Consider the following 13,503-nt stretch of genomic DNA (forward strand, 5'->3'; position numbering starts at 1 on the left):
CGCATGTGTCTTAGAACTGCAGCGCGGGGCAGCTGTCGTTCTCGTAATAGCTGACAACGCTGATATCGCCGTTGATGATGCCTTTACGGGCTTCATCCACAGCGTCGCTCATACGAACCGAAACAAGCTCTTTGTTGTTTTCGTCCATAGCCACGCCAACACCGTCTTCGGCCAGACCCATGACGAACACACCAGTTTCGACCTTGTCGCCTGCTTTCATCGCTTCATAAACAGCAACGTCCACACGTTTCAGCATCGAGGTCAGAACTTTTCCGGGATGCAGGTGGTTCTGGTTGCTGTCCACGCCAATCGACAGAATGCCTTCGTCGGCTGCGGTCTGCAGAACGCCAACACCGGTTCCGCCCGCCGCGGCATAAATCACGTCAGCGCCTTGGCTGATTTGTGCTTTGGTCAGCTCGGACCCTTTTACCGGGTCGTTCCATGCAGCTGGGGTTGTTCCTGTCATGTTGGCAATGACGTTGATCTCGGGGTTAACGGCTTTGGCGCCCTGTGCATAGCCACACCCAAAGTGTCGGATAAGTGGAACATCCATACCACCGATGAAGCCAACCGTGCCGGACTCAGACGCCATGGCCGCCATCATTCCAACAAGGTACGAGCCCTCGTGTTCGGCAAAGCCGACCTGACGAAGGTTCGGTGCGTCCAGCCAGGTTACATCAACAACAACAAATTTGGTGTCAGGATAGTCAGGTGCGACCGTGCTGAGAGGGTCTGCCATGGCAAATCCCATGGTGATGATCGGGTTCGCGCCTGCTTCGGCAAAGCGGCGGAGGGCCTGCTCGCGCTGAGCTTCCGATTGCAATTCGATTTCGCGGTACTTGCCGCCGGTTTCGTTTGCCCAACGCTGTGCGCCGTTATGTGCCGCTTCGTTGAACGATTTGTCGAACTTGCCGCCCAGATCAAAGATCAGCGCCGGTTCGGCCAGAGCGGCACCCGCAGTTAGTGCAACCGCAGCGGCAGCACCCATCAAGGATTTCATCAGGGTCATTTCGGTCTCCCAGTTTTTATGTTGGCACAGGATTAGATTAGTCCCGTTTACCCACGTTTAGCGAGCATAACTGTTGTGATGGCGGGTATTAAGAGGGTTTGCAACCGTCGTGGTCAATTGATTCCTGACCAAATGGTCCAAAAAATGTCCCCTTGCCCTCAGGGCAGGCGGCATTCCATCACCAGAGCGTCGGCTTTTAGGCCCGTTTCGCGCGAATAATAGTTCGGTCGCATCCCGCAACGATGGTAACCACAACGTTTGTATAGCGCGATTGCAGGCTCATTATCCGCAGCCACATCCAGAAAGGCCCGGCTTGCATGCAACGCGGCGGCCCGTTTGTGCCAGTTGCGCATTGTTTGCAGTGCTAGGCCCTGTCGTTGCACCGTGGGGTGAGTCGCAATTGTCAGCAGTTCGGCCTCGCCCGCGATAACTTGATACAAGGCAAAACAGCGAGCGTCTCCAACATAGTGGGTAAAGGCGTTCTCCAGCAGGCTTTCAAATTCACTGGCGGACCAAGGGCGCGACTGCGTGAACGCAGCAACATGAGTCGATGCCATCTCGTCCGGCGTCATTCGTCCAACAAGACCGGTGACACATCACGCGAGGGCGCTGCGTCCGCAGGTCTGACGTATAGTGGCGCAGGTGGTTCGCTGACATCGTGCCACCGTTCAGCGGTCAGGCGGGCAATGGCCTGGACCTGTTTCTCTGGGTCCTGGCAGGAAAACAAAGGCCCAAGCGCCTCGGCCTCGCTCTTTGGCATCAGGCTTGGTTTGCTGCCGGGGACTTGAACATAAACCTGATCGCGCGGCGCAGCGATACAGGGGAGTTGGTTTGCATCGCTCAGTTTCGTCAAAGCATCAAACCCTGAAACGCCGACGACCGGAGCATCAAGACCCAGGGCAAGCCCACGCGCGGCAGAGACCGAGATTCGAATGCCGGTGAAATTGCCGGGGCCGATCCCTACACCGATGGCGTTAAGATCGGACCATGTGCACCCAGCCTGGGCAAGTAGCTCTTCAAGCAAAGGCATTAGGCGTTCGGCTTGCCCGCGTGACATTGCTTCGGCCCGAGAGGCAACGATTTCACCGCCACGCAGCAAAGCGGCCGCGCAATGCGCGGCCGATGTATCAAATGCCAGAATCGTCGGGTCAGACGGCAACAGGACGGACCTCGGTCACTTCGGGGATGTAGTGACGCAGCAGGTTTTCGATACCCATCTTCAACGTCAGCGTCGAAGACGGGCAGCCTGCGCAGGCACCTTGCATGTGCAGGTAAACGATACCGCGATCAAAGCCGTGGAAAGTAATGTCACCACCGTCCTGAGCCACTGCCGGACGCACGCGGCTGTCCAGCAGGTCTTTGATCTGATTGACGATTTCAGCGTCTTCGCCAGTGTGTTCTGCATGACCAGATGCAGCAGTCGCATCCGCGCCCATCACAGGTTGGCCCGATTGGTAATGTTCCATCACCGCACCCAGAATGGCGGGTTTGATGTGATCCCATTGAATGTCGTCAGACTTGGTTACAGTAACAAAATCGTTACCGAAGAACACACCCGTTACGCCGTTTACGGCAAAGATGCGTTTGGCCAAAGGGGATTTCTCGCCCGCTTCCGCTGTTGGGAAGTCCGCAGTTCCAGCCTCAAGCACCGTTTGGCCGGGCAGAAATTTCAACGTGGCCGGGTTTGGGGTGGATTCGGTCTGGATGAACATGAGGCAGCTCCGTCTGATGTGCCTCTGATATGCGCGCAGGGGCGCGGGAAGTCAAGATTTGGAACGGTTCTAAATTGAGGCCGCATGATCCAAAGCCGCGTCCAGACGATCGTCGCCCCAGTACAACTCGTCTCCGACTAAAAAACTGGGTGCTCCGAACAGGTCAAGCTCTTTGGCGCGGGTGGATTGCGCAAAAAGGGCCGCCTTGACGTCGGGGTCCTGCGCACGACTCAGTATGGCAGATGGCAGGTCGGCCGTTTTCAGACAATCCTTCAGTATGTTTGGGTCCGAGATATTGCGGCCGGCCCCAAATTCGGCAGTATAGACCGCCTTGACAAATTCAGCCCTCTTCGCGTGATCCTCAATGGCAAGCGTCAGGCGCGCTGCAGCGAGAGAATTCTGCGGAAAGGGATCGGGTTGCACTAACGGCAATTGCCGTGCAGCACAGAGGCGTTCCATGTCGCGCCACATATAACGCCCCTTTGCCGGGTAGAGGTTGAAAGGAGAGGTCCGCCAGCCCTGATCGGCAAAAATCGGGCCCAGCAGAAAAGGGTGCCATTCAATCGAAACGCCCTTGGCTTGCGCCGCGGTTTCGATCCGCATTGCGCTGAGATAGGAATAGGTTGAGGCGAATTCGAACCAGAACTGTATCGTTTTCGCCATCTCTGAACCTCAGGTGATCTCTTCCAGTTTTTCTTTGCTCAGATCGCCTGGGACAATAGTGATCGGAAGCGGCATGCTGCCCGAATTCTTCGTCAACTGTGTCACCAGCGGACCGGGGCCCTTCTTGTCGGTGCCTGCGCCAAGCACAAGCACGCCGATTTCGGGGTCTGATTGGACATGTTCAATGATTTCCGACACCGGATCGCCTTCGCGAATGGCCAACTCAGGTTCGATGTTTTGTTTGTCACGCATCCATTTTGCGAAGACCTCGAAATGTGCATGGATACGTTCGCGCGCTTCCTCACGCATGGTTTCGGCAACACCGATCCAGTGATTGAATTCGTCCGGTGGGATCACCGACAGGATCGTCACTCCGCCGCCGGTATGTGCAGCCCGCATTGCGGCGAATCGCATCGCATTCAAGCATTCGCTGCTGTCATCCAGAACAACTAGAAACTTACGCATGGGTGTCCTCTTCAAGTTTCAGGGATCATGCCCCAGAGGTTGCGCGCTGGCAACTTGGAGACGTCCGCAACGCTGAGCTAGCGTTGGCTTGCAGCCCAATCCCAGTAAAGTCCACGAGCGCGACGGGCAATAGGGCCAACCTGAAATTGTGTATCGTCCAGAGCGGTAACCGGCGTGACCTTATTCATATTGCCGGACATGAACACTTCGTCCGCCTCGTGAAAATCCTCAAAGCTCAGAACAGTCTCGTGAACCGTCACACCATCCTCGCGCAGATTCTTGATGTGCCGCGCCCGCGTGATCCCCGCCAGAAATGTGCCATTCGGGGCGGGCGTAAACACTTCGCCATCTCTGACCATGAATATGTTGGCCGTAGCGGTTTCGGCCACGTTCCCCATCGCATCAGCAACCAGAGCGTTCGAGAACCCTTTGGATCGTGCCTCATGCAGCATGCGTGCGTTGTTGGGGTACAGGCAACCGGCCTTGGCATTTACGACCGCACTTTCCAGCACAGGACGGCGGAAGCGTGTCGTTGTCAGTGTGACCGAGGCGGTCTCTGGTGCCATTGGTATCTCTTCCAGGCAAATGGCAAAACCGGTGCTGTTTTCCTGAGGGACGATCGCGGTTTGGTCCCCGTCGATCCCCCAGTACATTGGGCGGATATAGACAGCTGTGTCCGGGCCGTAAGCCTGCAATCCTTCGTGTACCAGTTCGACCATCTGTTCGGCTGTGAGGGTCGGGGTCAGCATCAAGGCCTCGGCGGACCGGTTCACCCGTGCGCAATGCGCATGCAAGTCGGGCGCAAGGCCGTCAAAATACCGTGCGCCGTCAAAGACGGACGAACCCAGCCAGGCACCGTGATCGGCTGCGCGCATGATGGGCGCATCGCCCTCGTGCCATTGCCCTTCAAAATAGGTCCGGATGTTCTTGCCGGTTGCCATGACGCCCTCCTGTTATTCAGGCAAACCCTAGGAGCGCGTCAGGCGAAGGTCCAGCCCAATCAGCGCGTTCCTGATCCAACCATACCCACGATTTTGTAGGTCTTTTGCAGGATCGGAGCTGCGATCTCACGCGCGCGTTCGGCCCCACGGGCCAGAATCCGGTCAATCTCGGCCTGATCTGCCATCAAACGAGACATTTCGGTCGAAATCGGCGCCAGTTTCGCCACCGCCAGATCGGCCAGCATCGGTTTGAAGTCACCAAACTGCTTGCCACCTACATCTGCCAGAACCCGTTCCACGCTTTGGTCGTTCAGGGCCGCGTAAATATTGACCAGATTGCGTGCTTCGGGGCGATCCCCCAGCCCGTCAACATCCGACGGCAGCGCGTCCGGGTCGGTCTTGGCCTTGCGGATTTTCTTGGCAATCGCGTCAGCATCGTCGGTCAGGTTGATCCGGCTCATGTCCGACGGATCGGATTTTGACATTTTCTTGGACCCGTCCCGCAAGCTCATGACGCGGGTGGCCGCGCCTTCGATTACCGGCTCGGTAACGGGAAAGAAATCGACGCCAAAGTCGTTGTTGAATTTAATCGCAATATCACGGGTCAACTCAAGGTGCTGTTTCTGATCCTCACCGACCGGCACATGGGTCGCGTGATAGATCAGAATGTCAGCCGCCATCAGCGACGGGTAGGCAAAAAGCCCCAGCGAAGCGTTCTGCTGGTTCTTGCCTGCCTTGTCCTTCCACTGGGTCATCCGTTGCATCCACCCCATCCGGGCAACGCAGTTAAAGATCCAGCCCAGTTGCGCATGTTCGGGCACCTGGCTTTGGTTGAACAGGATCGACTGTTCAGGGTCGATGCCCGCCGCGATAAAACCTGCGCACAGTTCACGGGTGTTGTGGGACAGCGCTGCGGGGTCCTGCCATGTGGTGATCGCGTGCAGATCGACCATGCAATAGATGGTTTCGAAATCTGCACCCTGCATATCCACAAAGCGCTTCATTGCGCCCAGATAGTTGCCCAGGGTCAGCCCGCCCGAAGGCTGGATGCCGGAAAACACGCGCGGCGTGAACTGGGTCTCGGTCATCGAAGGGAACTCCCGTCTGGAAAAATCAGCCCCCGTCGCTTACCCATGAGGCACAGGGACGTCAACAGCCGCGAAAGGCCCGCCCAATGAGCAGTGAGCATTACACACCCGCCGTGAAACCTTTGCCGCCCGTTGTTGTGGCGCTGGTTCTGTTCATCATCGGCATTGAACTCGCTTTTACGCTGGGATCGCGCGGTTTGGTCGGAGGGCCAACAGCGGTCGGCTGGCGGCTGGACGCGATACAACACTATGCGTTTTCGGCGGATATCTTCGACTGGATGGTGCTGAACGGGCGCTGGCCGTTTGAACATGTGATCCGGTTCGTGACCTATCCGTTTGTCTCGGCCAATTTCACGCAGGCGGTGTTTGTTTGCGTCTTCGTTCTGGCCATGGGCAAGATGGTCGGTGAAGTGTTTGGCGGCTTCCCCATGCTGTTGATCTTTGTCGTCTCAGGGATCGGGGGCGCGTTGGCTTATGCCGTTCTGTTGGATCCCCGCTATCCCCTGATCGGAGGGTTTCCTCCGGTTTACGGCCTGATCGGCGCATTTACCTGGTTGTTGTGGCGCAAACTATCCTTGGTTGGCGCAAATCAGGCGCGGGCTTTTCAACTCATTGCCGTCCTGATGGGCATTCAATTCCTGTTTGGTCTGATCTTCGGCGGCAACTGGGAGTGGGTCGCCGATCTGGGCGGGTTTGCCACCGGTTTCGGAGTATCTTTCCTTGTCGCACCCGGCGCCTGGGATCGTATCGTTGGGCGCATACGCCGCGACTGATCAGGATCGACGCAGGGCGCGTTTGAACTCGGACAGTTTGAATGCGCCCAAGAGGTGGCCCAGACTGAAATAAGAGGCCGCCGCGACACAAATCAGGACAAGCAGCGCCAGATAGCGCCAACCGGGAACGCCCAGCGTCCACCCAAACGCCTGAAGCGCCATGTACAAAACCGCGCCCATTCCGATAGAGGCAAGCACGATCCGGCCCGCGCGCTGTTTGAACCGGTCATCGAACCGGGCTTCGTCTCCCATGTTGCGCGCCCCGATGGCCAACAAAACGACCATGGCCCAACCCGCTGTGGAGGCGGCAATGGCGGGTGCGATCCAGCCCACAAACGGGAAGAGGCCAAACGCCAAAGCCGCATTCACGATCATTGCCACAACAGCATAGTGAAACGGAGAACGCGTATTCTCGCGCGCGAAATACAGAGGCTGCAACAGTTTTTGCAGCATGAATGCAGGTAGTCCGATGCCATAGATGGCAACGGCCAACGCTGTGGCTGTGGTATCCTCGGTGGTGAATTGCCCCCGCTCGAATAGGACTGAGACCAGCGGGTTCGGGATGACCAGAAACGCCACCGTCGAAGGCAGGGTCAGCAGCAGCATGAACTCTCCGGCACGCGAAAACGCGTTGCGCGCGCCTTCTTTGTCTTCGGCGCGCAGACGGCGCGACAGGTCGGGCAGCAGAACAATACCGATCGCGATACCGACCACGCCGAGTGGCAGTTGATAAAGCCGATCTGCCGCAAACAACCAGCTCACGGCCTTTTCTGTTTTCGACGCCACCAATTGCCCTACAACCAGATTGACCTGCGTGACCCCCATCGCCAGAGCTGCGGGGACCGCGATGCGGACCATACGGCGCATCTCGGGCGTCAGTTTAGGCAGACCGGGCCGGATACGAATGCCGGCACGTTCGGTTGCGACCCAAACCAGCGCCAATTGAGCGACGCCCGCAACCGGAATCACTGAGATCAGCCACCGAATTACCTCGCCGCCTGATAGGGCTCCGGCGATCAGCGCCGTGCAGGCAAAGATGTTCAACAAAACTGGTGCGGCAGCTGCGGCCGCGAACCGCCCCGTTGCGTTCAGGACGCCAGAAAAGAGCGCGGCCAGAGACATGAACAGGATGTAAGGAAAGACAACATACCCATAATCCACCGCCAAATCGAACCGTTCGTCGCCATAGAAACCTTCGGCTGTCAGCCAAACCAGACCGGGCATGAAAATCAGCGCAAGTCCGACCAGTGCCAGAACGGCAAGCGCCAAAAGATTGAACGCATCCTGCGCAAAGCCCTGCGGATTCTCGTCCGCTTCCAGCCGCTTCGAGAACATGGGCACAAAGGCCGCGTTAAAGGCACCTTCGGCAAAAAAGCGGCGGAACATGTTCGGCAGGCGGAAGGCTGCAACAAACGCGTCCATAACCGGCCCAGGGCCAATGAGGGCGGTCAGCAGAATTTCCCGCAAAAACCCCAGTATGCGGCTGGCGAGTGTCCAGAAGCCAACTGTGAAAAAGCCCGAAATCAACCGGATTTGCTTCATGAGGCCGCACGCTCAGCGCCTTCGGTGATCGCCTTGCGCAGCTTCGCCTCCAGCCCGCGTTGCTTGCTCTCCGAATGGTATTTCAGTCCGAACATGTCCTTGACATAAAAGGCGTCAACCACCTGTTCTCCATACGTCGCGATCACGGCGTTTGCGATATAGACATTCGCCGCCGCCAGCGTCCGGGTCAGGTCATACAGCAAGCCGGGGCGGTCGCGCGTATCAACTTCGATGATCGTGTAGATTTCGGACCCATCATTGTCGAAAGTGATATGGGTCGGCACGTTAAAAGCCCGTTCACGTTTCTTGATCTTGTCGCGTGATTTCAGGGCTTCCTTGGCAACCACTTCCCCGCGCAGCGTCTTGTGGATCATCTGTGTCAGACGGGGCAGGCGCGCGGCTTCGAAGGGGCGTCCTTCGGCGTCCTGAATCCAGAACGCGTCTGTGACGTATCCGTCCTTGGTTGTGTAACTGCGGGCATCCACGACGTTTGCGCCGACAAGAGCCAGAGCCCCGGCAATACGTGCAAAGATGCCAGGGTGATCGCCCATCGCAAAACAGGCTCGCGTTGCGTCACGATCTTCGTCTGGTTCAAGCCTGATTTCCATCGCGCCCGGATCGCCGCCGTGTTCCAGTGCGCGCAGCATCTCAGCGAATTCGACATGCGTCGCCAAGTTGAGACCCTGCCAATAGGGATCATAGTGGCGCGCTGTTTCCGTTTTTAGGTCCGCCTTGGTCCATCCCGCCAGTTCCGCACGTAGGGCTTTCTTTGCCTCAGCCCCGCGATTGGCGCGGTTGAGATCTTCCATACCGGTTTCCAGCGCGCGCTTGGTTTCCGCATGAAGGGCGCGTAGCAATGTGGCTTTCCAATTGTTCCAAGTGTTGGGGCCCACGCCGCGGATGTCGCAAACGGTGAGAACCGTCAGCAGGTCCAGCCGTTTGACCGTCTGAACAGCCTTGGCAAAGTCCCGAACGGTTCGTGGGTCTGAAATGTCGCGTTTTTGCGCCATGTCTGACATCAGCAGGTGATACCGCACCAGCCACTCAACGGTTTCGGATTCCGATTTGCTCAGCCCCAGCCGCGGGGCCACCTTGCGTGCGATCTGCGCGCCCAGAATCGAGTGATCCTCGGGGCGACCTTTGGCGATGTCATGCAACAGCAACGCGACGTACAACACCTTTCGGTTGACACCACGTTTAAGGATCGAAGAGGCAAGAGGCAGGGATTCCACCAGTTCTTCGCGTTCGATCTGGGCCAGATTGACGATGCACTGGATGGTATGCTCGTCCACCGTATAACTGTGATACATGTTGAACTGCATCATCGCTACGATGTGTTCGAACTCGGGCAAGAAGGCTGATAGGACGCCCAGTTCGTTCATCCGGCGCAAGGCACGTTCCGGGTTGCCATGTTTCAGCATCAGATCCAGAAAAATGCGTTTGGCTTCTTTGTCGTTGCGCATTTCATCGTCGATCAGATGCAGGTTGGCGCTAACCAGCCGCATCGCGTCGGGATGGATCAACATGCCGGTGCGCAGCCCTTCTTCGAACAGACGCAGTAGGTTTACCTTGTCCAGCAGGAATGTTTCCGGGTCCGCCACGTCCAGACGTCCGTGGATCACTTTGTACCCGGCCTTTACTCTTGGGCTTCTGCGGAAAATACGCTCAAGCAACGGTGCGCTTTTCATGTGGAGCGCTTCGAGCTTGGTCAGGAAAATCCGAGTCAGTTCGCCCACACGGGTGGCCTCGCGGAAATAGCGCTGCATGAACACCTCGACTGCGCGGCGACCGGCGCGGTCTTCATAGCCCATGCGTGCGGCCACCTCGACCTGCATGTCGAAAGTCAGCTGTTCGGTGGCGCGGCCCGTCACCAAATGCAGATGAGACCGGACGGCCCACAGGAACTCTTCGGCCTGAACAAAGGTCTCAAACTCTTCTGGGGTGAACAGACCTAATGGAACCAATTCGGCCACGTCCTGCACGCCATAGACATATTTTGCGATCCAATAGAGCGATTGAAGGTCACGCAAACCGCCTTTGCCTTCTTTCACATTCGGTTCGACCATGTAGCGCTCACCTTGTTTCAGGTGCCGCTCGTCCCGTTCCTTCAGCTTGGCTTCGATGAATTCACGTTCGGTCCCTTTGAACAACTCGTTTTTCAGGCGTTGATCCAAATCGTCCGCCAGCGCCTTGTCGCCTGCCAGATAGCGTTGTTCCAACATGGCGGTGCGGATCGTGAAATCCTCGGAGCCCAGCCGCAAGCAGTCTTTGATCGTACGCGACGAATGCCCGACCTTTAGCCGCAGGTCCCACAAAATGTATAGCATCGATTCAATGACGCTTTCGGCCCAGGCTGTGATTTTATAGGGGGTCAGGAACAGCAGGTCGACATCCGACGATGGCGCCATTTCCCCACGCCCGTAACCGCCGACCGCCAGAACCGCGATCTTTTCACCTTGGGTGGGTGTCGCAAGCGGATGCAGGCGTGTGCTGGACACCTGCATTGCCGTTCCGACCAACTGATCCGTCAGATAGGTGTAGGACCGTGTCAGTGCGCGGGCCTCGAAAGGCTGTTTGCCAAAGGCTTCGGCAATCGCCGCGCGCCCGGCTTTTTGCGCATCGCGCAGGATACGCACCGTTTCGGCCCGTACTTTGCTGTTGTCTGTGCATGATTCAAACGCCAGCGCCAGCGCGTCGTTGACGTTGGCACTGTCGAAGATGTCTTCGGCGGGGCAGATTAATGAGCTCTTAGGCAAAGGGCTGACGCCCGGCTGATCAGAAGCCGGCGCCAGAGAAGCTTTGTGGGGCAGGGTCAATAACAACCACCTGTTTGTTCTGGATCGTGGCGACCGCCAGGCCGCGTTCGTTGGTGCCGTTCGGACGCAGACGGAAGATGCCGCCGACGCCCTGGAAGCCGGCGTTCTGAGTCAGGGCCGCAGTGGTCAGAGCGTCGGATTTGCCTTGGCTGACCAGAGCCCCGATGGCAGCAATACCATCATAGGCCAAACCGCTGATCGGGTGGGGCGCTTCGCCATATGTCGCGTTGTAACGTTGGCGATATGCCTGTGCCTTGGACGGATCGGGCAGCGCAAACCAGCCGCCTTGTACACCCGGCAGTTCCAATGTTTGCGGAGGAATATCCCAGCGTGTCAGACCGATGAATTGCGTCGTGGCCTGAGAAACTCCGGCCTCGGGCAACAATTGCGAGAACAATGGCAGGGCACCCGCCGTCGTAGCAGTTAGGAAAATCGAATCGGCTCCGGTCGAATCAACTGTTGCTTTGATTGTGGGCACCGAGTTGATAACGCCCTGCTGCGAGCGGTCGTAGCCAACAGTGCCGGCGTTGTTGACCGGGCTGCTGGCCAGCGCGTTGGCAATCGCAGCTTGGCCCAATTGGCCTGCGGCGTCGTTGCTGTGCACGATCACCGTGTTGACCTTGCCCTGACTGCCCGCAAAGCTCGCCAGCCGGTTGGCCGTATTGTCGAATGTTGGGCCCAGGACAAAGACGTTGCCGCCTGCGATGCTGGTGTTGTTCGAAAACGAAAGAACGTTGACGTTGTTACTCAACACCGCCAACCCGGCGGCATTTGCGGCCTGCGCATAGACCGGGCCGATAATGATCTTGGCACCATCCGCAACGGCTTGCTGGGCCACGGCCGTTGCCGTGTTCGGGTTTCCGGCAGTGTCGTAAACGCGCAGGTCAATTGTCACATTGGGCAGATCAGACATTGCCAGACGCGCGGCATTTTCCAGACTTTGCGCCAATGCCGCATCGCCTGACTGGCCAGACCCGCTGGGGACAAGCAGGGCCACCGGAACCGGAGCAGAAGTATTGATCGAAGGTCCACCCCCAAGGCCGCCGGGTTCACAGGCGGCCAGAAACGCCGCGGTTGTCAGGGCAGCGGCGGCTTTCGCCAACTTGCTAACGGGCTTGCAAACGGTGAACATCTAAATGAAAACTCCCTGATCCGACGGCTATGAATGCTTCTGTTCTGTCGAGCCGCGATAATAAACGTCACGCTGTGAGGGTCCAGCTTTGAATTTCCAAAAGATCAGATTGACTGCGGGCCTGTATTTTGTTGCCACTCCGATCGGAACCGCGCGCGACATTACGCTCAGGGCCTTGGATGTTCTGGCATCTGCCGACGTGATCGCAGCGGAGGACACCCGAAGCCTGCGCCGATTGATGGAAATCCACGGCATCCCGCTCGAGGGGCGCCGGATTCAAGCCTATCACGACCACAGCGGTGCAGGCGCGCGCGGCAAAATCATGGAGGCGCTGGCTCAAGGGCAATCGGTTGCCTATGCGTCCGAGGCCGGAATGCCGCTTATTGCGGATCCGGGTTATGATCTGGGCAAGCAGGCGGCTGAGGCCGGGCACACGGTGACCTGCGCCCCCGGCGCGTCGGCTGCCTTGACAGCGCTGACATTGGCGGGTCTTCCGACAGATGCCTTCTTTTTTACAGGATTTCTGCCCAATGCAGCCGGCGCACGCCGCGCCCGGATTGAGGCATTGAAGGACATTCCGGGCACGCTTGTGATTTATGAGTCCCCAAAACGTGTATCCGCCAGCTTGTCAGATCTGGCCTTGGTGCTGGGGGCAGACCGTCAGGCGGCGTTGTGCCGCGAATTGACCAAAAAATTCGAAGAGATTCGCCGAGCAACCCTGGCCGATTTGGCCGAGGAGTACCAAGGCAAGTCAGTCAAAGGTGAAATCGTTGTGCTTGTGGATCGTAGCCATTCGCAAAGCGTTAATGAATCTGACGTAGAAGAGGCTTTGAAGCGAGCGTTGGAAAGCCACTCGGTTCGGGATGCGGCAGATCTTGTTTCAAAAATGTATGACCTGCCGCGCCGACCGATTTACCAGAAAGCTCTGAAACTGGGAAAATGATGACATGGGTCGGCGGACAAATCAGGGCTCTGTTTCCTACCACGCCGGGCAGGCGGCAGAGCTTCGGGTTGCTGAGGATTATGAGCGCCGCGGCTTGACCATTCTGCATAGACGCTGGCGCGGCCCGGGCGGTGAAATCGATCTGATCGCGCGCAACGGGGCTGGGCTTGTGTTCATCGAAGTCAAGAAAAGCAGTAGTTTTGAAAAGGCGGCGGCCCGGATCAGCGCCAGACAGATTGATCGAATCTACGCTTCGGCTGCTCAGTTTCTAGAAAAAGAACCAAACGGGCAACTCACCGAAGCGCGCTTTGACGCGGCTCTGGTGGATGGGTCTGGCGCAGTTCAAATCATCGAAAACGCCTTTGGTCACGCCTAAGCCCCATTGAACCCCAGGGCCTGCTGGGCCATGTATCTGGCGT

14 protein-coding genes are annotated in these 13,503 nt (G+C 57.7%); 3 read left to right on the forward strand and 11 right to left on the reverse strand.

Annotation, left to right across the window (positions count from 1 at the left end; genetic code table 11):
- Window positions 1-10: 10 nt before the first annotated feature.
- The 8 genes from GS632_RS10800 to trpS all read right to left on the reverse strand — a co-directional run bounded on the left by GS632_RS10800 (window position 11) and on the right by trpS (window position 5,878).
- Window positions 11-1,009 (reverse strand): BMP family protein, encoded by a 999-nt coding sequence (locus GS632_RS10800; RefSeq protein ID WP_171234928.1) that lies wholly within the window; start codon window positions 1,007-1,009, stop codon window positions 11-13.
- Window positions 1,010-1,167: 158 nt separating this feature from the next.
- The gene (locus GS632_RS10805; protein WP_171179198.1) at window positions 1,168-1,581 is read right to left on the reverse strand and encodes a GNAT family N-acetyltransferase; all 414 of its coding nucleotides are present in this window, start codon (window positions 1,579-1,581) and stop codon (window positions 1,168-1,170) included.
- On the reverse strand, window positions 1,578-2,168 hold the full coding sequence (gene tsaB / locus GS632_RS10810) for a tRNA (adenosine(37)-N6)-threonylcarbamoyltransferase complex dimerization subunit type 1 TsaB (protein WP_171721772.1): 591 nt from the start codon (window positions 2,166-2,168) through the stop codon (window positions 1,578-1,580). Before tsaB ends, GS632_RS10805 begins: the two co-directional genes overlap by 4 nt.
- Window positions 2,158-2,721 carry a NifU family protein gene (locus GS632_RS10815; RefSeq protein ID WP_171179202.1) on the reverse strand — a complete coding sequence of 188 codons (564 nt, stop codon included), beginning with the start codon at window positions 2,719-2,721 and terminating at the stop codon, window positions 2,158-2,160. Before GS632_RS10815 ends, tsaB begins: the two co-directional genes overlap by 11 nt.
- A 69-nt stretch (window positions 2,722-2,790) precedes the next feature.
- Window positions 2,791-3,384: a 2-hydroxychromene-2-carboxylate isomerase gene (locus GS632_RS10820; RefSeq protein WP_171179204.1), complete on the reverse strand. Its 594-nt coding sequence runs from the start codon at window positions 3,382-3,384 to the stop codon at window positions 2,791-2,793.
- A 9-nt stretch (window positions 3,385-3,393) separates the two neighbouring features.
- On the reverse strand, window positions 3,394-3,849 hold the full coding sequence (locus GS632_RS10825; RefSeq protein WP_171179206.1) for a universal stress protein: 456 nt from the start codon (window positions 3,847-3,849) through the stop codon (window positions 3,394-3,396).
- Between the two features lie 77 nt (window positions 3,850-3,926).
- The gene (locus tag GS632_RS10830; RefSeq protein ID WP_171179208.1) at window positions 3,927-4,790 is read right to left on the reverse strand and encodes a branched-chain amino acid aminotransferase; all 864 of its coding nucleotides are present in this window, start codon (window positions 4,788-4,790) and stop codon (window positions 3,927-3,929) included.
- A gap of 59 nt (window positions 4,791-4,849) precedes the next feature.
- The gene (gene trpS / locus GS632_RS10835) at window positions 4,850-5,878 is read right to left on the reverse strand and encodes a tryptophan--tRNA ligase (RefSeq protein WP_171179210.1); all 1,029 of its coding nucleotides are present in this window, start codon (window positions 5,876-5,878) and stop codon (window positions 4,850-4,852) included.
- 86 nt (window positions 5,879-5,964) lie between these two features.
- On the opposite strand from trpS, the gene GS632_RS10840 reads away from it, so the two are divergent.
- Entirely contained in the window at window positions 5,965-6,651 is a 687-nt protein-coding gene (locus tag GS632_RS10840; protein WP_171721771.1) for a rhomboid family intramembrane serine protease, read from the forward strand.
- Here the strand turns inward: GS632_RS10840 and murJ are convergent, their stop codons facing one another.
- The 3 genes from murJ to GS632_RS10855 are packed head-to-tail and all read right to left on the reverse strand — an operon-like array spanning window position 6,652 to window position 12,141.
- The gene (gene murJ, locus GS632_RS10845) at window positions 6,652-8,193 is read right to left on the reverse strand and encodes a murein biosynthesis integral membrane protein MurJ (protein WP_171238486.1); all 1,542 of its coding nucleotides are present in this window, start codon (window positions 8,191-8,193) and stop codon (window positions 6,652-6,654) included.
- Window positions 8,190-11,009, reverse strand: coding sequence for a [protein-PII] uridylyltransferase (locus tag GS632_RS10850; protein ID WP_171179214.1), 2,820 nt, complete (start codon window positions 11,007-11,009; stop codon window positions 8,190-8,192). Before GS632_RS10850 ends, murJ begins: the two co-directional genes overlap by 4 nt.
- On the reverse strand, window positions 10,969-12,141 hold the full coding sequence (locus GS632_RS10855; protein ID WP_171238484.1) for a penicillin-binding protein activator: 1,173 nt from the start codon (window positions 12,139-12,141) through the stop codon (window positions 10,969-10,971). The genes GS632_RS10850 and GS632_RS10855 overlap by 41 nt, the downstream gene beginning before the upstream one ends.
- An 88-nt stretch (window positions 12,142-12,229) precedes the next feature.
- Here GS632_RS10855 and rsmI point away from each other — a divergent pair, with 88 nt between their 5' ends.
- Both rsmI and GS632_RS10865 read left to right on the forward strand, forming a co-directional pair.
- Window positions 12,230-13,084, forward strand: a complete 855-nt coding sequence (rsmI, locus tag GS632_RS10860) for a 16S rRNA (cytidine(1402)-2'-O)-methyltransferase (RefSeq protein WP_171179218.1) — start codon at window positions 12,230-12,232, stop codon at window positions 13,082-13,084.
- Between the two features lie 4 nt (window positions 13,085-13,088).
- Complete coding sequence (locus GS632_RS10865; RefSeq protein WP_171179221.1) at window positions 13,089-13,460, forward strand: YraN family protein; 372 nt, start codon at window positions 13,089-13,091, stop codon at window positions 13,458-13,460.
- Window positions 13,461-13,503 lie beyond the last annotated feature (43 nt).

The organism is Ruegeria sp. HKCCD7296, assembly GCF_013110775.1.
Taxonomy (GTDB): domain Bacteria; phylum Pseudomonadota; class Alphaproteobacteria; order Rhodobacterales; family Rhodobacteraceae; genus Ruegeria.